The 21,073-nt window shown below is 50.5% G+C and carries 20 protein-coding genes and 2 pseudogenes; 8 read left to right on the top strand and 14 right to left on the bottom strand.

Annotated features, from left to right (window positions below; all coding sequences use genetic code 11):
• On the top strand, positions 1-283 hold a 283-nt coding region (locus HMPREF2606_RS10415), incomplete at its 5' end, for a transposase (RefSeq protein WP_141762195.1).
• Positions 284-492: 209 nt separating this feature from the next.
• Here HMPREF2606_RS10415 and trxB read toward each other — a convergent pair.
• The 5 genes from trxB to potA all read right to left on the bottom strand — a co-directional run bounded on the left by trxB (position 493) and on the right by potA (position 5,988).
• Positions 493-1,443, bottom strand: a complete 951-nt coding sequence (gene trxB / locus HMPREF2606_RS10410) for a thioredoxin-disulfide reductase (RefSeq protein WP_070712187.1) — start codon at positions 1,441-1,443, stop codon at positions 493-495.
• 108 nt (positions 1,444-1,551) lie between these two features.
• Positions 1,552-2,847 carry an NAD(P)/FAD-dependent oxidoreductase gene (locus HMPREF2606_RS10405; RefSeq protein ID WP_070712186.1) on the bottom strand — a complete coding sequence of 432 codons (1,296 nt, stop codon included), beginning with the start codon at positions 2,845-2,847 and terminating at the stop codon, positions 1,552-1,554.
• Positions 2,848-2,995: 148 nt separating this feature from the next.
• Positions 2,996-3,883, bottom strand: coding sequence for an ABC transporter permease subunit (locus HMPREF2606_RS10400; RefSeq protein WP_003679574.1), 888 nt, complete (start codon positions 3,881-3,883; stop codon positions 2,996-2,998).
• Positions 3,883-4,848: an ABC transporter permease subunit gene (locus tag HMPREF2606_RS10395; RefSeq protein ID WP_070583319.1), complete on the bottom strand. Its 966-nt coding sequence runs from the start codon at positions 4,846-4,848 to the stop codon at positions 3,883-3,885. Before HMPREF2606_RS10395 ends, HMPREF2606_RS10400 begins: the two co-directional genes overlap by 1 nt.
• Positions 4,849-4,863: 15 nt before the next feature.
• Positions 4,864-5,988, bottom strand: a complete 1,125-nt coding sequence (gene potA / locus HMPREF2606_RS10390) for an ABC transporter ATP-binding protein (protein ID WP_004520791.1) — start codon at positions 5,986-5,988, stop codon at positions 4,864-4,866.
• A gap of 476 nt (positions 5,989-6,464) precedes the next feature.
• Here potA and radC point away from each other — a divergent pair, with 476 nt between their 5' ends.
• Positions 6,465-7,139, top strand: coding sequence for a RadC family protein (radC, locus tag HMPREF2606_RS10385; RefSeq protein ID WP_070583317.1), 675 nt, complete (start codon positions 6,465-6,467; stop codon positions 7,137-7,139).
• A gap of 59 nt (positions 7,140-7,198) precedes the next feature.
• On the opposite strand, the pseudogene HMPREF2606_RS10380 reads toward radC, so the two are convergent.
• From HMPREF2606_RS10380 to HMPREF2606_RS10365, 4 genes and pseudogenes are all read right to left on the bottom strand, one after another.
• Positions 7,199-7,470 (bottom strand): annotated as a pseudogene (locus tag HMPREF2606_RS10380) (NF038104 family lipoprotein).
• A complete protein-coding gene (locus HMPREF2606_RS10375) occupies positions 7,458-7,790 on the bottom strand; it encodes a general secretion pathway protein GspG (protein WP_070712188.1) in 333 nt (110 codons plus the stop codon). Before HMPREF2606_RS10375 ends, HMPREF2606_RS10380 begins: the two are co-directional and overlap by 13 nt.
• A gap of 147 nt (positions 7,791-7,937) precedes the next feature.
• The gene (aqpZ, locus tag HMPREF2606_RS10370) at positions 7,938-8,633 is read right to left on the bottom strand and encodes an aquaporin Z (protein ID WP_063067881.1); all 696 of its coding nucleotides are present in this window, start codon (positions 8,631-8,633) and stop codon (positions 7,938-7,940) included.
• Between the two features lie 345 nt (positions 8,634-8,978).
• Complete coding sequence (locus HMPREF2606_RS10365; protein WP_070843630.1) at positions 8,979-12,032, bottom strand: DNA translocase FtsK; 3,054 nt, start codon at positions 12,030-12,032, stop codon at positions 8,979-8,981.
• 164 nt (positions 12,033-12,196) lie between these two features.
• Between HMPREF2606_RS10365 and HMPREF2606_RS10360 the strand changes: the two genes are divergently transcribed.
• Positions 12,197-12,874 carry an energy-coupling factor ABC transporter permease gene (locus HMPREF2606_RS10360; RefSeq protein ID WP_070712184.1) on the top strand — a complete coding sequence of 226 codons (678 nt, stop codon included), beginning with the start codon at positions 12,197-12,199 and terminating at the stop codon, positions 12,872-12,874.
• Positions 12,875-12,952: 78 nt separating this feature from the next.
• Positions 12,953-13,312, top strand: a complete 360-nt coding sequence (locus tag HMPREF2606_RS10355) for a CrcB family protein (protein WP_070712183.1) — start codon at positions 12,953-12,955, stop codon at positions 13,310-13,312.
• A 76-nt stretch (positions 13,313-13,388) separates the two neighbouring features.
• Here the strand turns inward: HMPREF2606_RS10355 and HMPREF2606_RS10350 are convergent, their stop codons facing one another.
• The 5 genes from HMPREF2606_RS10350 to ppx all read right to left on the bottom strand — a co-directional run bounded on the left by HMPREF2606_RS10350 (position 13,389) and on the right by ppx (position 17,790).
• Positions 13,389-14,078, bottom strand: coding sequence for a suppressor of fused domain protein (locus tag HMPREF2606_RS10350; RefSeq protein WP_070712182.1), 690 nt, complete (start codon positions 14,076-14,078; stop codon positions 13,389-13,391).
• Between the two features lie 113 nt (positions 14,079-14,191).
• Positions 14,192-14,818, bottom strand: a complete 627-nt coding sequence (locus tag HMPREF2606_RS10345) for an NAD(P)H-hydrate epimerase (protein ID WP_070712181.1) — start codon at positions 14,816-14,818, stop codon at positions 14,192-14,194.
• 22 nt (positions 14,819-14,840) lie between these two features.
• A complete protein-coding gene (gene truB / locus HMPREF2606_RS10340) occupies positions 14,841-15,755 on the bottom strand; it encodes a tRNA pseudouridine(55) synthase TruB (RefSeq protein ID WP_070712180.1) in 915 nt (304 codons plus the stop codon).
• Between the two features lie 67 nt (positions 15,756-15,822).
• The gene (gene rbfA / locus HMPREF2606_RS10335) at positions 15,823-16,194 is read right to left on the bottom strand and encodes a 30S ribosome-binding factor RbfA (RefSeq protein ID WP_003685554.1); all 372 of its coding nucleotides are present in this window, start codon (positions 16,192-16,194) and stop codon (positions 15,823-15,825) included.
• Between the two features lie 87 nt (positions 16,195-16,281).
• On the bottom strand, positions 16,282-17,790 hold the full coding sequence (ppx, locus tag HMPREF2606_RS10330; RefSeq protein ID WP_070712179.1) for an exopolyphosphatase: 1,509 nt from the start codon (positions 17,788-17,790) through the stop codon (positions 16,282-16,284).
• 173 nt (positions 17,791-17,963) lie between these two features.
• Between ppx and HMPREF2606_RS10325 the strand changes: the two genes are divergently transcribed.
• The 4 genes and pseudogenes from HMPREF2606_RS10325 to HMPREF2606_RS10310 all read left to right on the top strand — a co-directional run.
• Positions 17,964-18,587, top strand: a complete 624-nt coding sequence (locus HMPREF2606_RS10325) for a lytic transglycosylase domain-containing protein (protein ID WP_070712178.1) — start codon at positions 17,964-17,966, stop codon at positions 18,585-18,587.
• A gap of 201 nt (positions 18,588-18,788) precedes the next feature.
• Entirely contained in the window at positions 18,789-20,171 is a 1,383-nt protein-coding gene (locus HMPREF2606_RS10320) for an MFS transporter (protein ID WP_070712177.1), read from the top strand.
• A gap of 1 nt (position 20,172) precedes the next feature.
• On the top strand, positions 20,173-20,700 hold the full coding sequence (locus HMPREF2606_RS10315) for a single-stranded DNA-binding protein (protein ID WP_049332709.1): 528 nt from the start codon (positions 20,173-20,175) through the stop codon (positions 20,698-20,700).
• Between the two features lie 167 nt (positions 20,701-20,867).
• Positions 20,868-21,073: pseudogene (locus tag HMPREF2606_RS10310) on the top strand (IS5/IS1182 family transposase); the annotation flags it as partial.

Below are 21,073 nucleotides of genomic sequence, written 5' to 3'. Positions count from 1 at the left end.
GGAAAACCGGCAACATCTGGAAGAGCATCGGCTGCTGGACGGCATTATGCGCAAAGCCCACCGTAAACATCCGCTGTCGGAAGTGCAAACGAAGCGTAACCGATATTTGTCGAAGACCCGTTATGTGGTCGAACAAAGCTTCGGTACGCTGCACCGTAAATTCCGCTACGCCCGGGCAGCCTACTTCGGACTGCTCAAAGTGAGTGCAAAAAGCCATCTGAAGGCGATGTGTTTGAACCTATTGAAAGCCGCCAACAGGCTAAGTGCGCCTGTTGCCGCCTAAAAGGCGGCCGGATGCCTGATAATCAGGTACCCGGGGAGGATTAAGGGGGTATTTGAGTAGAATCAGTGGATATTCGAAACAAAAACAGCCGAAAACCTGTGTTTAGGTTTCGGCTGTTGGGGGAAAGGAATTTTGCAAAGGTCTCAGGCCGTCTGAAATTTCAGACGGCCTTTTATTATGTTTTAAAGAATAGGGCGTAGCTTATAGGCTCATACGCCGTGGCGGTCGAGCCAACGTTCGGCATCAAGCGCGGCTTGGCAGCCGGAAGCGGCACTGGTGATGGCTTGACGGTAGGTATGGTCTTTGACGTCGCCTGCCGCCCATATGCCTTCGATATTGGTTGCGCCGACATTGTCACCGGTACCGCCTTTGGTTTTCAGATAGCCGGTTTCATCCATATCGAGTTGACCTTTGAAGATGTCGGTGTTGGGTTTGTGGCCGATGGCGATGAAAACACCTTTTACAGCGATTTCTTCAGTGCTGCCGTCATTGTGTTTCAGGCGTGCACCGGTAACGCCGCTTTCGTCACCCAAGATTTCATCAACCGAGCTGTTGAGCTTGAGGATGATTTTGCCTTCTTCGACGCGTTGCATCAGCTTGTCCACCATGATTTTTTCAGCGCGGAAGCTGTCGCGGCGGTGAATCAGGGTAACGGTGTTGGCGATATTGGCAAGGTAGAGTGCTTCTCCCACAGCGGTATTGCCACCGCCGACTACGGCAACATCTTGTTTTTTGTAGAAGAAACCATCGCAAGTTGCACAGGCGGAAACGCCTTTGCCGGCAAAGGTTTCTTCGCTTGGCAAACCTAAATATTTGGCGGATGCGCCGGTGGCAACGATGAGCGCATCGCAGGTGTATTCGCCCATATCGCCTTTGAGGGTAAACGGACGGTTTTGCAAATCAACGGTGTGGATTTGGTCGAAAATCATTTCAGTGCCGAAGCGTTCGGCATGAGCTTGGAAACGGGCCATTAGTTCCGGACCTTGTACGCCTTCTGCATCGGCAGGCCAGTTGTCCACTTCGGTGGTGGTCATCAGTTGTCCACCTTGCTCAACGCCGGTAATGATTACAGGGTTTAGGTTGGCACGGGCGGCATAGACGGCGGCAGTATAGCCGGCAGGGCCGGAGCCGAGGATGATGAGTTTATGATGGTTGCTCATGATGGTTTCCTTGCTGATGAATGATTGAATTTTGTCGTATCTAAGCTTTCAGACGGCCTGAATTTTACTTGAATCTGCCGCCGTCTGAAATATGTTTGTTGCTTGGGTTTAGTGGCTGTCTTTCCATTGATAGTATTTTGAGCCGAGGAAAGAGCCGAGTTTGCGCAGGAAAGGCTGGGTAATGATGTTGCGGTGGCGCAGTTGCTCAAAAGGTTTCAGACGGCCGTCATCGCCCATGATGGCTTCGGCAATCGCCAAACCGGCAATGCCGGTAATCGCCATGCCGTGTCCGGAATAGCCTTGGGCGTAGAAAACGGTAGGGGCGAGGCGGCCGAAATGTGGGGCGAGGTTGCGCGTAATGTCGCATTCGCCGCCCCAAGAATGCTCGATTCTGACATCGGCAAGTTGCGGGAAAACTTTTAGCATATCTTGGCGGACGAGTTCGGTCATGCGGTCTGGATCGTCGATAAACTCGTTGTCTTTGCCGCCGAAGAGCAGGCGGCCGTCGGCGCTGAGGCGGTAGTAGTCGAGGACGTGGCGGTTGTCGCAGATGGCCATATTATTGCGGATCAGGTCTTTGGCGCGTTCGCCCAGTGGCTCGGTGGCGATGATAAAGGTGCTGACTGCAATGGCTTTTTGTTCCAATACTTTGAATTTTGGGTGCAAGCCTGCATAAGTATTGACGGCATAAACGAGGTTTTTGCACTCAACACTGCCATTGGGCGTATGAACCAGCCAGCCGTTATCGCATGGCTCGATACGCGTCATCGGGGATTGCTCAAAAAGTTGTGCTTCTGCATCGGCTGCCGCTTTGGCAATGCCTAGGGTGTAATTGAGTGGGTGTAAGTGGCCGGATAAAGGATCAAATTGCGCGCCTTGATACATATCGCTGGCAAGTTGCTGCTTCAGCGTGGCTTTATCCCAAAGCTGGTAATGGCTTGCGCCATAATGTTTTTGAGCGTGTTCGTGCCATTGTTGCAATTCTTCCCAATGCTGAGGACGGACGGCGACGGTAGCGTAACCACGTTGCCAATCGCATTGGATATTGTGTTTTTGAATGCGAGAGTCAACCAGTTCAACGGCTTGCAGAGATTGCTGCCAGAACCATTGTGCCTGTTCCAAACCGACTTGTTTTTCGATTTCTTCCATGCCGCAGGCAAAGTCGCTGATGACTTGTCCGCCGCTGCGGCCTGATGCGCCGAAACCGATACGGGCGGCTTCAAGTACGATGACTTCATGGCCGTTTTCGGCAAGCGGTAGGGCGGTGCATAAGCCGGACAGGCCGCCGCCGATAACGCAGGTTTCAGTTTTCAGACGGCCTTCAAGCGTAGGATAAGACGGATGGGGATTGGCAGTGCTGACATAGTAGGAAGGAAGGTATTCTTTGAAGCTGGGATTAATCATGATTTGAGCTTTAGGTTGGTTTTCACTTCATTGAAATTGGTTTTCAGACGGCCTTAAATGTGGGCTTAGATTCAGGCCGTCTGAAAGGATAAGATGCAGTTAATAAAACAGGCTGTTCCGATGCTTTATCGGACAGCCTGTCTGCATATTAGGCGGCTTTCTCGGCTGCCAATTTTTCTTGGCGGTAGGCTTCGGCAGCCTCGCGTTCCCGTTTGGTTGCCTGACGCATCATCCAGTAGTTAACGACAATAACCAGCGTACCGATGATACCGATCAGGATGGTTGCCAGAACGTTCATCTGAGGGTCAAGGCCGAGTTTGATTTTGGAGAAAATCACTTGCGGCAATGTCGATGAACCCGGGCCTGACAGGAAGGAGGTAATCACCAAGTCGTCCAAAGACAGGGTAATGCCCAAGAGGAAGCCGGAAGCGATCGCAGGGGCAATCAGCGGCAGGGTAATCACGAAGAAAATCTTCAGTGGACGGGCACCCAAGTCCATAGCAGCCTCTTCCAAGGATTGATCCAATTCCACCAAGCGCGAGCGGATAACGACGGTAATGTATGCCATGCAAAGCGTGGTGTGGCCGAGGAAGATGGTGAAGAAGCCGCGATCGAAGTAGAGCGATTGCAGCAATTCACTGCCTTGCAGGAACATTTGCACCTGAATAATCAACAGCAGCATGGATAAACCGGTAATCACGTCAGGCATCACCATAGGCGCGGAAATCATACCGGCAAACAGGGTGCTGCCGCGGAAGCGTTTAATACGCGCCATAGCGTAACCAGCCAATGTGCCGAGTGCCACGGCGGCAAGCGAGGAAACGATGGCGATACGCAATGACAGCCAGGCTGCTTCCAAGATGGTGTCGTTTTCCATCAATGCGCCGTACCATTTGGTTGAAAAACCGCCCCAAACGGTAACCAGTTTGGATTCATTGAAAGAATAGATGACCAAAACCACCAGCGGAATATAGAGGAATGCCAGCGAGAGCAGGAGCATCAGTTTCAAGAACCAGGATAATTTGGTTTTCTGCATTATTTGCCTCCTTCTTCCAATTCGCGGTTTTCATAGTGCTGGAACAGGGCAATCGGTACAACCAGCAGGGCAACCATAACGACGGCGACGGCAGAAGCCAGCGGCCAGTTGTTTTGGTCGAAGAATGCCTGCCACAATACTTTACCGATCATCAGGTTTTCAGAACCGCCCACCAATTCAGGAATCACAAATTCACCGACGGCCGGAACAAAGACCAGCATAGAGCCTGCGATGATGCCTGTTTTGGATAAAGGCAGGGTAATGGTAAAGAACGATTTGATCGGACCTGCGCCCAAGTCGGACGCGGCTTCGAGCAGACGGTTGTCCAGTTTTACCAGTTGTGTGTACAGCGGCAAAATCATAAACGGCAAATAGGCGTAAACCATCACCAAATTCAGCGAAAAAGCATTGTAGAACAGGTCTAAAGGCTCGCTGATGATTCCATATTTGATTAAGAAATTATTGATGATGCCGTTGTGACCCAATAAGCCCATCCATGCGTAAACACGCAACAGGAAAGAAGTCCAGAAAGGCAGCATGATTGCCAACAGCAGGCCGTTGCGCGTAGCCGGATTGGCGCGTGAAATGGCATAAGCGGTCGGATAACCAATCAACAGGCAGATGATGGTCGTTGTCAGCGCAGTCTTAATTGAAGACCAGTAGGTCATCAGATAGATATTGCTGTTTTCACTGTCGCCAAACGGATTGAGCGTATTCCAAAAGTTTTGGAAGATGTCAGCGTAGTTCTGATAGCTGATGGCAATGTTCAGACGGCCTAAGTCTTCATCAATCGTCGTCAAAGGCGTAAATGGCGGAATGGCGATTTCTTGTTCGGCAAAGCTGATTTTCAATACGATGGCGAACGGAATCAGAAATAGAATCAAAAGCCAAATATACGGCACGGCAATCACTGCACGCTGTCCAGGACGGCGAAACAGTTTCTTTTTCAGTTTTTTAAGGTCCATTGCATTTCCCTCAAATTAACTGTACAGAGGCGTAGGTTGGTTTTCAGGCCAGCTGATATAGACAGTTTCGTCCCAAGTCGGCGGTGTAATGTTGCGCACATACCAATAAGGTGCGGGAACTTGGCTTTTGACGACACGGCCGTTGGCAAGTTTGATGTGGTAAATCGCGAAGCTGCCCAGATAGGCAATTTCTTTAACCGTGCCTTGGGCCCAGTTGTGCGCGCCCAAGTGTTCTGGTTTTTCTTTATGCAAATCAATGTCTTCAGGGCGGATGCTGATCCAGATTTCATGCTCGTTCGGAACGCCCAGGCCGTGGTCGATGCGGACGTGGTTTTCCAAGCCGTCACATTTGACGATAGAGAAATCGGCGCGGTCGTCAACAACGACGCCGTCAAAAATATTGGTTTCGCCGATAAATTCAGCAGTAAAGCGACTGTTAGGGTAATCGTACACGTCGCTAGGTGTGCCGACTTGGCGCAATTGGCCGTCGGACATAATGGCGATACGGGTAGCCATCGTCATCGCTTCTTCTTGGTCGTGGGTAACCATGATGCAGGTTACGCCGACTTGTTCCAGCGTGTTGACCAATTCCAGTTGGGTTTGTTGGCGCAGTTTTTTATCGAGTGCGCCTAAAGGTTCGTCAAGCAGCAGGATTTTCGGACGTTTTGCCAGGCTGCGCGCCAAAGCGATACGTTGTTGTTGACCGCCGGAAAGTTGGTGCGGCTTGCGTTTGGCGTATTTGGTCATTTGCACCAGGCGCAACATTTCTTCGACGCGGGCGTCGATTTCGCCTTTAGGCATTTTGTCTTGTTTCAGACCGAAAGCGATGTTTTGCTCAACGCTCATGTGCGGGAACAGGGCATAGCTTTGGAACATCATGTTGATTGGGCGTTCGTACGGAGCAAGTTTGGTAATGTCTTGGCCGTCGAGAATGATTTTGCCCTGATTTGGGCTTTCCATGCCTGCCAACATGCGCAGCAGCGTAGATTTGCCACTGCCTGAGCTGCCCAAAAGGGCGAAGATTTCGTGTTGATAGATGTCCAAGTCGATGTTATCGACAGCGTAATTGTCACCAAACTTTTTCACCAAGCCTTGGATTTGCAAATAAGGTTTGGCTGAAGACGCAGTGGTTGCGGTCATAATGGCAATACTCCAAAAAGAAAGACGAGTACCGGCAAAACGGATTTTCGAATGGGTGATAAAAAGCTGTTTGATTGCTGGCGGGAGTCGGACGGAGGCCGTCTGAAACTCTTGTAAAGCGCACGGGCAGCGTGGATAGAAAGCAGTTTAAGCCTAAGCTTTTGCTCTCGGCAAACTCAATATTATATTAGCCTAAGCCTCATAGGGGCAATATGAAATTGCTTGTATCGGCTGATTTGAAACAAATATGAAAGGAAAGGCAGGCAGGGAAACAAGATAGTAAAAATGGGTAACGTTGTTTTTCTGCACAAAAGGGGGTAATTATTATCTATATGTCTTAAATAATTATTCAAAATAGAATAAAATACGCAAATTACATTTATTTACTAAAACCATAATGGATTACGTTTTATATCGGGCGAGGCGGTTTTACTCGGAATTAAAACTAAATCCGCTATATAAATAAAAGGGAAAACATGAGTATCAAAGAATGGCCCGAAGGGGAGCGGCCGCGCGAGAAGCTCTTGGCGCACGGTGCGGCGGCGTTGAGTGATGCGGAGTTGCTGGCGATTTTGTTGCGTGTCGGAACGCGCGGTATGAGCGCGGTTGATTTAGCGCGTTATTTGTTGAGTGAGTTTGGCAGCTTGGGGAAGCTGATGAGTGCGGATGCCAAAACACTCGCTGCCTATAAGGGCATGGGCTTGGCGAGCTATACTCAATTTGCAGTGGTCAAAGAAATCGGGCGGCGGATTTTGGGTGAAGATTTGCAGGAGCAGATAGTTTTGTCAAACCCGAAATCGGTTGCGGATTATCTGCGCCTGCATCTTGGACATGAAAAAATTGAGGTCAGCGTTGCTTTGCTGCTCAACCGTCAAAATCAATTGATTGTGGTACGGGAATTGTCGCGCGGTACGGTGGCGGAAAACACAGTTTATATCCGTGAAATCGTCAAATTGGCATTGGATGAATACGCCGACAGTTTGATTTTGGCACACAATCATCCGGGCGGTTCGGCAAGGCCGTCTGAATCTGATGTGCAGTTTACAGAGCGTTTGAAACAGGCTTTAAGTTTGGTCGATATTACGCTGTTGGACCATTTTATCGTGACGGCAAAAGAAACCTGCTCTTTGCGCGAACAGGGCTATATGTAAGGATGAATGTTCAGACGGCCTCAGTAGGATTGATTACCTTGCTGAGGCCGTCTGAAGGATTATTGCGCTACTTCGTCAGAGGATTCTTTCTTATAGACGATTTCTTCCGATTTTGGCTTTTCTTTGCTCTTTTCTTTTTCCTTGTCCTTGTCTTTTTTGCCGTCAGGAATGGCGGCATCAATCACTGCCCCCGTTCCTTTGACAACCAATTTTCCGGCAGTCAGGACAGTTGTAGCTGCCAAATCGACACCGCGCCTACAACGCAGCCGTTAAGCATCAGGCAAAGGGCAAGTGCCGGAAGCAGGCGTTTTGTGCATCTCAATGGCTGCATCCGCAGTGTCCTTCGTGATGATGGTCGCATCCGAGTGCTTCTTGCCAAGCATCATCGTCGCCGTCAAATTCTTCAACTTCGTCAAATTCGCCGTTTTCTACCATGCTTACCAGCTCTTCCAGGCTTTCTGCGCCTTCTACCCAAAAGCAGGGAATATCGGGCGGTGTGTCGGGTGCAAGCAGGGCGGCCTGTTGGTCGTACCAAGCAATCCAGTAGCCGTTTTGCGTTTGTACGAATACGGCATTGGGATGGATGGTTTCGTTTTCGGTATTGACCAGCATTCTGGCAGCGATATCGGTTTGAAAAGGTAAGGTTTGCATGATGGTTTGAGAATGTGAGAAAAGGAAGTATTGTAACATGGTAAAAACAAACGCACCGTCTGAGTCAGGCGGTGCGTTTGTATCTCGGCAACTTGGGTGCGGACGGTTTAGGGTATCGGCCGCACCGGAAATATCATTCCGTTCAGATTATTTGTCGTCGTTAGCCAAAACGAAGCGGTAAATAGCCGCGCCCACTGCTGCGCCGGCAATAGGGGCCAACCAGAACAACCACAGTTGTTCAACAGCCCAGCCGCCTTGGAACAAGGCAACGCCGGTAGAGCGTGCAGGGTTGACGGAAGTATTGGTCACAGGAATGCTGATCAAGTGAATCAGGGTCAGTCCCAGGCCGATGGCGATAGGAGCAAAGCCGGCTGGAGCCAATTTGTCGGTAGAACCCATGATGATGATCAGGAAGAATGCGGTCAGTACGAATTCGATCAGCAAAGCAGCCATCATGTCGTAACCGTTAGGAGAGTGCTCGCCGAAACCGTTGCTGGCAAAGCCGGAAGCAACAGCATCAAAACCGGTTTTACCGGAAGCAATCAGATACAGAACGCCCGCAGCGGCAATCGCACCGATCACTTGGGATACGATGTAAGGCAACAGGTCTTTACCGTTGAAACGGCCGCCGATGAAAAGGCCGACGGAAACGGCAGGGTTGAAGTGGCCGCCGGAAATGTGGCCAACGGCGTAAGCCATGGTCAGTACGGTCAAACCGAATGCTAAAGCGACACCGGCAAAGCCAATGCCAAGTTCAGGGTAGGCTGCTGCCAAAACTGCGCTGCCGCAGCCGCCGAATACCAGCCAGAAAGTGCCGAAAAATTCTGCAAAATATTTTTTCATTTGTTTTTCCTCGTAAAGGGTGGGGTGTTGCCGAAGGCATGAATCATAATAATATTGCTTTTAATCGAAAAACGGATTTACCTGTTTTTTCCGGTCTTGACAAAAGGCCGTCTGAAAATGGTGACAAACGGGTAGAAATATGCATTTTGCAGGTCGAGTTTGGTTGATTGAACCTTGTTTTTTGTGAAGCAAATGCCGTTAATGCAAAAGCATTTAGATTTGTAAGAAATGTTGTTTATAGATTACTTATTTGCTTGTTTATTTGATTGGAATCTCTGAACCCATTATCTGATTTAAAAAGGCCGTCTGAAAGTTTCAGACGGCCTTGATTTAAGCAAGGATAAATTAATCCAGATGGTCGCTACTTTGCGCCAAGATGGTGCGGTTGCCGTTGTTTTCCGCAGGGGAAACAATACCGTCGGCTTCCATTTGGTCAATCAGGCGGGCGGCACGGTTGTAGCCGATGCGCAGTTGTCGTTGGATATTGGAAATGCTGGCTTTACGCGATTTCAAGACAACGGAAACGGCTTCGTCATACATGGGGTCGAGGTCGCTGTCGTTGCTGCGGCTGGTGCCGGTAAAGTCTTCGGTGGAACCGTTGCTCAAAATATCGTCGATATAGTCGGGTGCGCCAAATTGTTTCAGGTATTCCACTACACGGTGTACTTCGTTGTCGGAAGCGAACGCGCCGTGTACACGTTGCGGATAGCCGGTGCCGGGTGGCAGGAACAGCATATCGCCTTGGCCGAGCAGGTTTTCCGCACCCATTTGGTCAAGAATCGTGCGGCTGTCGATTTTGCTGGACACTTGGAAGGCAATGCGTGTCGGAATATTGGCTTTAATCAGGCCGGTGATGACATCCACGCTGGGGCGTTGAGTGGCAAGAATCAAATGGATACCGGCTGCGCGTGCTTTTTGGGCAAGACGGGCGATCAGTTCTTCAATTTTCTTACCGGCGGTCATCATCAGGTCGGCAAATTCATCTACGACGACCACGATAAACGGCAGTTTTTCCAATGGCTCAGGATCTTCAGGCGTGAGGCTGAACGGGCTGCCGATTTTTTCACCACGCGCGGCGGCTTCGGCAATTTTTTGGTTGAAACCGGCAAGGTTGCGCACGCCCATAAAGCTCATCAGGCGGTAGCGTTTTTCCATTTCGTTGACGCACCAGTTCAGTGCGTTTGCAGCCAATTTCATATCGGTTACGACAGGGGCGAGCAGGTGCGGAATGCCTTCGTAAATGCTCAGTTCCAGCATTTTCGGGTCAATCATAATCATGCGCACGTCTTCTGGCGTTGCTTTGAAGAGCATGGACAGAATCATGGCGTTCACGCCTACGGATTTACCCGAACCGGTCGTACCGGCAACCAGCAGATGCGGCGCTTTGGCCAAGTCAGTGACGACAGGCTGGCCGGTAATGTCTTGGCCGAGCGCGAGGGTCAGTTTGGATTTGGACTCGGTAAACGCAGGCGAATTAAAGATTTCGCTCAGGCGGATCATTTGGCGTTTCGGATTAGGCAATTCCAAGCCCATGCAGGTTTTGCCGGGGATGGTTTCCACCACGCGGATGGAAGCCACGCCAAGCGAGCGCGCCAAGTCTTTTTCAAGATTCAAAACGGCACTGCCGCGCACGCCGACATCAGGCTCAATCTCGTAGCGCGTAATGACCGGGCCGGAATAGGAGTCCATCACTTTGACTTTAACTTTGAACTCGGCCAGTTTTTCTTCGATGGTAATGCTGTTTTCCAACAACTGTTCTTCAGTTTGCGAGGCGCTCGGGTCAAACTGCGGCGGCAGGAGCAGGGCAGTGGTCGGTAGAAGCGCATCGGTCAGTGTTGCCGAAGTTGGAATAGCTATGCTTGGTGTATCTTCTTGAACGCTTGGTTCTACGCTTTGAACAGGTGTTTCAACGACTGTCTGTGTATATTCAGACGGCCTTGCGATTGTTTCAACAGATTCAACGGGTTCAATGGTTTCAACCGCTTGAATAGCTTCTGCTTCCGCTTGTACAGGCGCTTCCGGCTCACCATCGAATTCTGTTTCTTCGACGGCAGATTCGCTGATTAAATAATCGCGGATACTGCGTTCAGGCTGATTGCTGACATGCGCATTGACTTGTGCATCAAAAATCGGCACTTGGATTTTATGTTCAAAAGCAGGCAGTTCGGGGATATCAATCGGCGCAATCGAGGTTTGGAAAACAGGCGGTTCGGGGATATCGGTTTTAGCCATAGGGACAACTGGTACGGCAGGAGGCTCGACTACGGTTGCGTTTGGCGCGGCAGGTCGGGAGATATAAGGGGATTTTTTAACAGGCACAGCCGGTTTCGGACGGGACGGCGTTGCCGGTGCGGCAGGTCGTGGTGCAACAGCTTCCGTGGCAGCTTGTTTACGCGCCCATCTTTCGGCGGCCGCTTCGGTATAGCGAACTTGACGGCGCAAGCTGGCAGGACGGCTGATTTGTCCCAAGTTGGCCAGAATTTCGTCATTTTCGATGGTGCGCGGAGAGTAGTCGCGCAATGGGGCGACGGCCTCGGCCAGTTTGTGGCGGGCGGCGGTACGGCGGGCAAGGTTGTTGTGAATATCTTCCGCTTGGATTTCAGAAGGGAATGCCTGCATGGAAGTATAGGGGAGGATGGCTTCTTTTTCGGCAGTTCTTAAGGCCGTCTGAACGGTTTCGATATGCGGCGCATGGGCTTCTGCCACGCGGACATTATTGGCGCGCGCCAAGGCACGTTCGCGTGTGCGGCGCAAGATAGGGTCGTTATAGTCGATGATTTCCATGCCGGTCATCGGCAGGGATGAAGCACGCAACAATGGGGTTTCGATTTCGTCTTTGTAAATCGGCGCATTTTTTTCGGCCAAATGCTCGTTCCATTCTTCAACCGCTGCTTCGTGTAGGGAACGGGTGGCTTCTTCTAATGTGATTTCTTCAAAATTGCTGTTTTGCACCAAAGACGGGCTGTATTCGGGCGTTTCCATTTGTGCAAACGGCGTGATTTTAGGAATACGTTCCGGTTTGGCAGATTTGCGGGTTTTAGGCGCAATTTTGATTTCTTCTTCGGTAGCTGCGATGTGTTCCGGCTCTTCGGCAACTGGCTCTGCTGCGTGCTCTTCGTTTGTTTCGGCGCGTTGCATTTTATTGTGTTCGAGTGCGGAAAGCAGGCGGATGCGGGCGATTTTATGGTTGTCGGCAGTGCGCTTGTTCATGCTGAACAAACGTTTCAGGCTGTCCAGTTGGTCGGAAAAACCGACCGGGCTGTCTTCTTCGTTTATTTCTTGTTCGTCGCCACTGAGTCGGGCCAATTCATGGCGCCACTTTTGCTCTTGTTTCTGGCGCCACCAGAACAAGCCGGCTATGGCGGCCAGCAGAATTAAAGCCAATATTGTCCAAAGCATGCGTCCATCCCCTTAATTAAACGGCAAAGTCCGTTATTCTAACGCTTTTTTCGGGTAAACAAAACCAGCCGAAACAAGCTTTAACGGCAAAGGCAGACAGGATTGTCAAAGCTGTGGCTTGAGGCGCGTATAATAGGCCGTCTGAACATTTTGCGGATGAGAAGATGATTTTTCAAAACGGATGGTTTCCCGTTGGTGTCGTGATGGCGGCATGGCCTGTGTTGCTGGTGATTTTTGCTTTATGCGCAAAGCAGGCATGGGTGTCGGTATCGCAGCATCGTTCCGCATTTTTGTTGGCTGCCGTGATGTTGCCGCTGGCTTGGAGTTTGAATGCCTCTCCGGAAAGCGGACAACTGGCCGGCATGAGCTATCATTTGCTCGCCTTGAACCTGACGGCTTTAATGCTGGGCACCTCTGCTGCGTTCTGCATCGGCGTTTTGCTGTTTTTTCCATATTTGTGGCTTTGGGGCGATTGGCATATGTTCCCCATCAATGCCTTGTCCGTATTGCTTCCGCCTTTGTTGGTGAACTTGGGTTTCCGCCATTGGGTGTCGCGTTTGCCTGCCAATATCTTTATCTTTATTTTTCTGAATGGTTTTTGGGCTGCGGCGGTCGGCATGGTGTTTACCGGCGTGGTTTTGATCGGTTTGTTGGACTGGGCGGATGTATTTGATACGACGGTATTATGGAAAACCGCTTTTCCTGTTTTCTTCTTAATCGCTTGGGCAGAGGCATTTTTGAGCGGTATTTCAACAGCCATTTTTATCGCGCTCAAGCCACAATGGATTTGTACTTTCGATGACGGCAGGTATTTGAAATCCGCGCCTAAGATTTGGCAATAAGATATGAAGGCATCCTTGTTTGGTTTCAGACGGCCTCATGACCGGATGGCCTGTTTTCAATTAAATTTTTAACGTGTTATGTTTGCTTATATTTTTCCCATTGTTTGCGGCGCTGCCGTCGGGGCTGTATTGCGTTGGTTGTTTGGCTTGGTGCTGGTGTCTTCTGCGCCTTTTTCTATCGGTACATTGGCGGCAAACTGGCTGGGCGCGCTGCTGATCGGCGTATTGGCAGAACTCTTAACCGATCCGCAATGGCGTTTGCTTTGGGTTACCGGATTTCTCGGTAGCTTGACCACATTTTCAGGTTTTTCAGTGGAGATGGTGGGTTTGATGCAGGCGCAACGTTGGGGCATGGCTTTGATGGCAACCTGTCTACATGTTTTCGGTTCGTTTGGTTTGACGGCGCTGGGGATTAAATTGGCGCAGATTTGGAAGTAAGTTACTATTTTTTATTTGAAATATAAACCAAAGGCCGTCTGAAAACCTGTTTTCAGACGGCCTTTGGCTTTATCAATTAGGGGTGTACATAGCTTTTTGTACGCGCTAAATCGGTAATTAACAGCGGATTGTCTTTGCGCATCATATCGATCAGCTCTTGGCAACGTTTGGTTGTTGGATCTTGCCAGAGCCAGTCAAGCTCAGGCTGGGTAAGGCCGACTATCTGAAGAAATTGAACTTCACCGTTTGGCGTTTTGATAGCGGGCAGCTTAGGGTCTGGTGCGAAGGCTACGCCGACGATGGCGGTTTCTGTATCCATTCGGATAGGGCCGTTAGTCGAAGTAAAGTGGTAGGCTTCAAACCAGTTGCCACTTTCAAAAACGTAACGGCCAAGGTTATTCATCATGTTGACTGCCCAATAAGGCTCGTGTTTGGTGTTGTAGTCAGAATCCGGATCCTGATCGTAAGGGGGAGTACGGAAGGTAAATTCAAATCCCCATTTACTGTAATCTGCACCGGCAAGTTCTGGCTTAAAGTAAAGTTCGCTCATGCCGTAGGAAACAATGTGGCGATGGAAGGTTTGCTCTTCGCAATCAAAAATGTCGCTATTGTCCAGTGGATCGGTGCCTCCCAACCAATATTTGATTATAGGGCCATAGGAGCGTGGTTTGACATCACCATAAAGTGCTTTAAGCGCAGTATCGATGGCTTCCCAGCCGACAGCCTGATCTTCTTTAAAAGTTTGGCGGTATTCTTGTTCGTTCATTGTCTGTTTCCGTGTCGTTGATAATTTGGTTGTAAATTAATTCGCGTGTTTTTTTTTAGAATGTGTTGTTTCTAAAAATAAAGCGATTTAAATATGATATCTTATTTGCTTTTTTAATCAATACCAATAGGCAAACAGACGGTTTCTTGACAATAGGTTTTGCCGGACTCGCTTAAGTGTGCCGGTTTGTAGGCAGCAAAGGTGTAGGTCAGGTCTGCGCGGAATGTATCGGGATCGGCTTCGGCGGTGTCGCAGTTGAGGCCGGTGGGAATATCAAGGGCGACTTTCAGGCCGTCTGAATGATTGAGTTGGCGGCAGAGGGCGGCGATTTCGGTTGGAAGTGCGCCGCTGAAGCCTGTGCCGAATATGCCTTCGATAATGATGTCGTAACCGTTTTTCAGACGGCCTTCCAGTTCTTGGACGGATATCAATTCAATATGGGGCAAACCGTTGAGTCGTTCGCGATTGGTTTGAGCCAAAGGGGAGAGGTTTTCTCCGAGTGAAAACAGAATATCGATATGCCAACCTTGCGCCTGCATATATCTTGCCATGACTAAGCCGTCGCCGCCGTTGTTGCCTTTGCCACAAACGATCAGTGCGCGTCCGGCTTGAGGATGACGCTGCATAAGGTCTTGGGCGGCAGAGCTGCCGGCGTTTTCCATCAGTTGGTCGAAGCTTGTGCCTTTATCGACGGCTGCTTGTTCGCGTTCGCGCATTTGGGCGGCGGTATAGACTTTCATGATTGGCTCTCTTTGCAGGAAATTATTTGTCAGCGGTATTCATCAGGCGCAAGGCTTTCAGACGGCCTATTTCTTTTTGATATTCCACCAGTCCGATAAATGTGCCGTCTCGGCTGTATACGCGGATGGGCTGTTCGGCGGAAATGTCTTCGGTAAACTGGGGGCGCTGGCCGTGTTTAAGCATGGTAACGGCGTAGTCGTTCAACTCAAGTCTGGGGAAATGTTGCACCAAGACATCGCAAGGCAGCAACAAGGCATCGCGTTCGGCTTCGTCCAATTCTGCCAAGGCTTCGAGCGTGTGGCTTTGGGCAATGGAAAAGCCTGCAGTTTCGGTACGGCGCAGGGCGGTCAGGTGGGCGAATGTGCCGATGTGTTTGGCGATATCTTCGCTGAGGGTGCGGATGTAAGTACCCTTGCTGCAACGTACGTCTATCACGGCTTTGGGTGCATTAAACTCAGTAATATCAATGGAGTAAATGGTAATGTCGCGCGCTTTGCGTTCGATAACGATGCCTTTGCGTGCGTATTCGTATAGCGGTTTGCCTTCGTGCTTGAGGGCGGAAAACATCGGCGGCACTTGGCGGATATCGCCCGTTAAGGCTTGGCAGGCCGTCTGAAATTCGGACAATGAAATATCGGCGCGTGCGGTGGCAACGATTTCGCCTTCGGCATCGCCTGTGCTGCTGGCTTCGCCCAGTTTCAGCGTGGCCGTATAGGCTTTGTCGGCATCAATCAGGTATTGGGCGAACTTGGTCGCTTCACCGAAGCAAACAGGCAAAAGCCCTGTGGCCAAAGGATCGAGTACGCCGGTATGTCCGGCTTTTTCGGCATGGAACAAGCGCCGCGCTTTTTGCAGGGCGGTGTTGCTGGAAAGGCCTTCAGGTTTGTCGAGGAGAAGAACGCCGTTGACCGGGCGTTTGGTGGGTTTATTGGTCATATTAATTAGGAAATATTAATGTTCAGGCCGTCTGAAAGGGTTCAGACGGCCTGCGTGTTTTAATCAATCAGTCTTCAACCGGTTTTTCCGCCGCTACTTGGTCGATCAGGCTGGAAATGCTCATGCCGCGTTCGAGTGATTCGTCGTATTTGAAGTGCAGCTCGGGCGTTTTGAAGAGTTTGATGCGTTTGGCCAATTCGCTGCGCAAATGGCCTTTGGCGTGTTCCAAAGCTTCTTCGGTAATGTCGCGTGTGCTGTCGTCGAGGACGGTGTAGAACACGGTTGCGTGGCTGTAATCGCGGGTGACTTCGACTTCGTTGATGGTGATGAAGCCTGCGCGCGGGTCTTTCAGGCCGGTACGGACGAGTTCGGCAAGCTCGCGCATGATTTGTTCTTTGACACGGTCTTGGCGGGCGTAGCCGCGTTGGGGTTTTCTCATGGTTTTCCTTGATGTATGGCAGGCTGTCGTTTTCAGACGGCCTGCGGTTTGGATTTTGAAAAGCTGCCTATTATAACGGAGCGCGGTTTATTGTGCTTGAACCGAGAAAGGCATATCGATTTTTTGCCATTGCGCGCTTTCGTAGTCCAGCGCATCGGCAATGAGGGGGTGTTGCTCCAGCCATTGGGCGTTGATGCGCAAGATGAAGCTGTGGTTGTTTTCGTCGACGCGAAGCTGGGTTTGCGGTGGCAAATCAAGCGGCAGGCGCGAACGGCAGAAGAGGGCGGCCAGGCGCAGGGACAACACGGCACACCACATGATTTCGTTGTTGCCGATAATGTCCGCCATTTTCTTAAGGTCGCCGCGATGGCCGATAACCAGTTGCGCCAAAATGGTTTGCTCTTTGCGTGAGAAGCCCGGCATATCGGCGTTTTCGAGAATGTAGGCGGAGTGTTTGTGATAGCCGGTATGGGCAATATCCAAGCCGATTTCATGCAGACGGCCTGCACGGCTGAGGTATTGGTTCCACAGGGCAAGCTCTTGAACGGTTACGTTTTTGGCGTGGCACAGGCTGTTCATGAAGGCTTGCGCGGTATCGGCAACGCGTTTGGCTTGGTTGAGGCTGACGTGGTAGCGTTTTTGGAACTCTGCCGTTGTCTGTTCGCGCATATCAACATTGAGGCTGCGGCCGATTAAGTCGTAGAACACGCCGTCGCGGAGGGCGGCTTCGGTAACGGTCATTTTGGTCAGCGAGAGTTCTTCAAAAGCGGCCATCATCACGGCCAATCCACCTGCAAAAACTTCGACGCGTTCGGGTTTGAGGTTTTCAAATTTGGCTTTTTTAACTGAACCGGCTTCGATAATCCTATCGGCAAGATAACGCATGCCTTGGGCGGTAATATCGGCTTCTTGCGGCAATTCGGCTGCCAAAACGTCGCGTATGGATTTTGCCGAACCGGACGTGCCGATGGCGAAATCCCAACCGGTGCGCTTCATCAGTTTGCTGATGCGTTGGATTTCGATACGCGCGGCGGAAACGGCGGCTTGGAAATCTTTGGCGGTCACTTTGTTTTGGAAGAAGCGCATGCTGTACGTTACGCAGCCTAAAGGCAGGCTTTCTGTGGTCAGCGGTTGCAAATCCGAGCCGATGACAAATTCGGTCGAACCGCCGCCAATGTCGATAACCAGCATTTTGTCGCCTTTGGGCGGCAGGGTATGCACTACGCCGGTGTAAATCAGACGCGCTTCTTCACGGCCGGCGATGACTTCGATAGGAAAACCCAGTGCCGCTTCGGCACGGGGCAGGAATTGGGCGATGTTTTTAGCGACGCGGAAAGTGTTGGTGGCCACCACGCGCACGTTTTCAGGTTGGAATCCGCGCAGGCGTTCGCCAAATTTTGCCAAACATTCCAAGGCTTGTTCTTGAGAGGCTTCGCTTAGGTTTTTTTGTTCGTCCAAGCCGGCGGCAAAGCGAACCATTTGTTTGAACGAGTCGATGACTTTCAGCTGGCCGTTGTTGTTTTCACAAATTTGCAGGCGGAAACTGTTGGAACCCAAGTCGACGGAGGCTAAAACGTTGGCGGGAGTGGTGGTCATAAAAAATACCGGTTGATTAGAAAAACCTAAATGTTACTTGAGGCGGTATCACTTGACAATAAAAGGTATACAGCTCTTTGATTCTGCTCATAGATGTATTTTATAATGCTGATTTTAAGCCAATATATTAAAGGCCGTCTGAACTTTTCAGACGGCCTAAAAAGAGAAAACACATGAAATCGGAAAACCAAGATTCCTTATTTTTATCGCGCCGCCGTCTGTTGCAAGTCGGCGGAGCCATGCTTTTGACGCCTGCGACCGCATGGGCGGGGGCGCAACGTGAAGAAACGCTGGCGGATGATGTGGCTTCCGTGATGCGCAGTTCGATTAATAGCGCCAGCCCTGCGCGGCTGGTGTTTGCCGATTTGAGGGAAGGGGAGCGTTGGTTGGCGGCGATGTCTTCCCGATTGGCACGTTTCATTCCCGATGAGGGCGAGCGCCGTCGCCTGTTGATTAATATTCAATATGAAAGCAGTCGTGCCGGACTCAACACTCAAGTGATTCTGGGCTTGATTGAAGTGGAAAGCGCGTTTCGCCAATATGCCATCAGCGGCGTGGGCGCGCGCGGTTTGATGCAGGTAATGCCGTTTTGGAAAAACTATATCGGTAATCCGTCGCACAATCTTTTCGATATACGAACCAATCTACGCTATGGCTGCACCATTCTGCGCCATTACAACAATATCGAAAAAGGCAATATTGTCCGCGCTTTAGCAAGGTTTAATGGCAGCTTGGGCAGTAACAAATATCCAAACGCCGTGTTAGGCGCGTGGCGAAATAGATGGCAGTGGGGTTGATTCGGGATAAATGGGATAGGGCAGATCTTGCGTGACGTTGTTTTTTGTTAAAACCGTTTTATACCGATGAAGCAGGTTTGCGATAAACGGCTTGCGATTTGACCCCATGCAATTCCTTTGAATCCTGTATAATCAGAAAATCTGTTAATTCACACTTTCAGACGGCCTTTCGCAAACTTAAGGCCGTCTGAAACATTATTTATGGCAAGAGATAACCGAATTCAAATGTTTCCGCACGAGTGGCGTGCCAGTACCACACTTTCCGGCGTTTACGCACTGCGTATGTTGGGGATGTTTTTGGTGTTGCCTGTTTTGGCGATGTATGCCGCTTCGTTGCCCGGCGCAGAAAACAATAAAGCGCTGGTCGGTATGGCGATGGGTATTTATGGGCTGACACAGGCTTTGCTGCAGTTGCCTTTAGGCATGGCTTCCGACAAGTTCGGCCGTAAAAAAGTAATTTATGCCGGCTTGATTGTATTTGCGGCAGGTAGTTTTTTGGCTGCAGTTGCCGACAGCCTGCAGATGTTGGTTGCCGCGCGTGCCATTCAGGGCGCGGGCGCAGTCAGTGCGGCGGTAACGGCTTTGCTGGCGGATTTGACCCGTAACGAAGTGCGGACGCGTGCGATGGCGATGATCGGCCTGAGTATCGGCTTGACCTTTTCCGTCAGCCTAGTGCTGGCGCCGATGATTGCCAGCTTTATCGGCGTATCCGGCCTGTTTGCGCTGACCGGTATTCTGACGGTAATCAGTATCGGCGTGGTTGCCTGGATGACACCTGATCCGGAAGTGTCAAAAATGCACGAAGACACGCAGGCTCAGCCTTCGCGTATGGGCGAGGTATTGAAAAACCGCCAACTGCTCAATCTCGACTTCGGTATTTTTGCCTTGCATGCGGCGCAAATGGCATTATTTACCGCATTGCCGTTTGCCATGACACAGCTGGGTTTGGAAAAAATCCATCATTGGCAAGTCTATCTACCTTCAACCATTACCGGTCTGATTATTATGGTGCCGCTGATTATCGTTGGCGAAACGCGCAACAAACTCAAACAAGTGTTTATCCTTGGTATCGTCTGCATTGCCGCGGCGCAAATCGGTTTGCTGTTCGGAATGCACTCGGTATGGTTGATTACCGCTTATCTGATTGTTTATTTTATTGGTTTCAATGTATTGGAAGCCAGCCTTCCGTCTATGGTGTCGAAAATCGCTCCGTCAGATTTGAAAGGCACCGCGATGGGCGTGTATAACACCATGCAGTCGGTCGGTTTGTTTGTCGGCGGCGCAACCGGTGGTTTATTGTTCCAAAAATACGGTTTTGCAGGCGTATTTGCCTTTTGTAGCGTATTGATGTTGCTGTGGTTGGTATTGGCAGTCATTTCGCCGGCACCAAAACCTGTCAAAAACCTCAGCTATCCGCTTAACGCCGAATGGCAACAAAATCCGGATTTGCTCTACGAAAAATTGACCGAAATTGAAGGCGTTGAAAGCATCAGCTTTAGTGCAGACAAACAAACCATTTATATCAAGGCCTTGCAAAAAGGATTCGACCAAGAGGCCGCCGAAAAAATTATCACAGGAGTGTAAAATGTCATTGAATAAAGTTATCCTCATCGGCCGCCTCGGCCGCGACCCGGAAGTCCGCTATATGCCCAACGGCGAGGCCGTCTGTAATTTCAGCGTTGCCACCAGCGAAACTTGGAACGACCGCAACGGCCAACGCGTAGAACGTACCGAATGGCACAACATCACCATGTACCGCAAACTCGCCGAAATCGCCGGTCAATACTTGCGTAAAGGCAGCCAAGTGTACCTGGAAGGCCGTATCCAAAGCCGTAAATACCAAGGCAAAGACGGCATTGAGCGCACTGCTTACGACATCATCGCCAACGAAATGAAAATGCTTGGCGGCCGCAACGACAACAGCGGCGGCGCACCATACGATGACGGCTACAACCAAGGCGGTCATTCGAGCCAAAGCAGTTACCAACAAGCGCCACAACAGCAATACCAATCTGCCCCAGCGCAAGAACCCCCGGCCGCCCCAGCCCGTCGTCCTGCCCCGGCACAACCGACCGCTCCGGTTGATGATATCGACGACGATATTCCATTCTAATCATTGAGCAATACAAAAGGCCGTCTGAAAAATATACTTTCAGACGGCCTTTCAAATGATTCAAAAGAAAATCCTACATTTGCACCGAGCCGCTGACGGTCAGAGACCTTTGCAAAATCCCCCCAAAAATCCCCTAAATTCCCATCAAGACATTTAGGGGATTTTCCATGAGCACCTTTTTTCAGCAAACCGCCCAAGCCATGATCGCCAAACACATCGACCGTTTTCCACTATTGAAGTTGGATCAGGTGATTGATTGGCAACCGATCGAACAATACCTGAATCGTCAAAAAAACCGTTACCTTTGAGACCACCTCGGCCGTCCCGCCTATCCACTGCTGTCCATGTTCAAAGCCGTCCTGCTCGGACAATG

It is taken from the genome of Neisseria sp. HMSC070H10 (assembly GCF_001837635.1).
In the GTDB taxonomy this organism is placed as follows: Bacteria; Pseudomonadota; Gammaproteobacteria; order Burkholderiales; family Neisseriaceae; genus Neisseria; species Neisseria subflava_A.
Note: the sequence above shows the minus strand (reverse complement) of the source record. Positions and strands in the feature narration are given on the sequence as shown.

Bases quoted from the DNA above. Each gene is read 5' to 3' on its own strand.
- trxB (WP_070712187.1), bottom strand. From the start codon at position 1,443: ATGAGCAACCATCATAAACTCATCATCCTCGGCTCCGGCCCTGCCGGC.
- HMPREF2606_RS10355 (WP_070712183.1), top strand. From the start codon at position 12,953: ATGTTTGCTTATATTTTTCCCATTGTTTGCGGCGCTGCCGTCGGGGCT.
- truB (WP_070712180.1), bottom strand. From the start codon at position 15,755: ATGACCAATAAACCCACCAAACGCCCGGTCAACGGCGTTCTTCTCCTC.
- HMPREF2606_RS10395 (WP_070583319.1), bottom strand. From the start codon at position 4,848: ATGGACCTTAAAAAACTGAAAAAGAAACTGTTTCGCCGTCCTGGACAG.
- HMPREF2606_RS10325 (WP_070712178.1), top strand. From the start codon at position 17,964: ATGAAATCGGAAAACCAAGATTCCTTATTTTTATCGCGCCGCCGTCTG.
- HMPREF2606_RS10375 (WP_070712188.1), bottom strand. From the start codon at position 7,790: ATGCAAACCTTACCTTTTCAAACCGATATCGCTGCCAGAATGCTGGTC.
- ppx (WP_070712179.1), bottom strand. From the start codon at position 17,790: ATGACCACCACTCCCGCCAACGTTTTAGCCTCCGTCGACTTGGGTTCC.
- HMPREF2606_RS10400 (WP_003679574.1), bottom strand. From the start codon at position 3,883: ATGCAGAAAACCAAATTATCCTGGTTCTTGAAACTGATGCTCCTGCTC.
- HMPREF2606_RS10320 (WP_070712177.1), top strand. From the start codon at position 18,789: ATGGCAAGAGATAACCGAATTCAAATGTTTCCGCACGAGTGGCGTGCC.
- HMPREF2606_RS10405 (WP_070712186.1), bottom strand. From the start codon at position 2,847: ATGATTAATCCCAGCTTCAAAGAATACCTTCCTTCCTACTATGTCAGC.
- aqpZ (WP_063067881.1), bottom strand. From the start codon at position 8,633: ATGAAAAAATATTTTGCAGAATTTTTCGGCACTTTCTGGCTGGTATTC.
- HMPREF2606_RS10360 (WP_070712184.1), top strand. From the start codon at position 12,197: ATGATTTTTCAAAACGGATGGTTTCCCGTTGGTGTCGTGATGGCGGCA.
- HMPREF2606_RS10345 (WP_070712181.1), bottom strand. From the start codon at position 14,818: ATGAAAGTCTATACCGCCGCCCAAATGCGCGAACGCGAACAAGCAGCC.
- radC (WP_070583317.1), top strand. From the start codon at position 6,465: ATGAGTATCAAAGAATGGCCCGAAGGGGAGCGGCCGCGCGAGAAGCTC.
- potA (WP_004520791.1), bottom strand. From the start codon at position 5,988: ATGACCGCAACCACTGCGTCTTCAGCCAAACCTTATTTGCAAATCCAA.
- HMPREF2606_RS10350 (WP_070712182.1), bottom strand. From the start codon at position 14,078: ATGAACGAACAAGAATACCGCCAAACTTTTAAAGAAGATCAGGCTGTC.
- HMPREF2606_RS10365 (WP_070843630.1), bottom strand. From the start codon at position 12,032: ATGCTTTGGACAATATTGGCTTTAATTCTGCTGGCCGCCATAGCCGGC.
- rbfA (WP_003685554.1), bottom strand. From the start codon at position 16,194: ATGAGAAAACCCCAACGCGGCTACGCCCGCCAAGACCGTGTCAAAGAA.
- HMPREF2606_RS10315 (WP_049332709.1), top strand. From the start codon at position 20,173: ATGTCATTGAATAAAGTTATCCTCATCGGCCGCCTCGGCCGCGACCCG.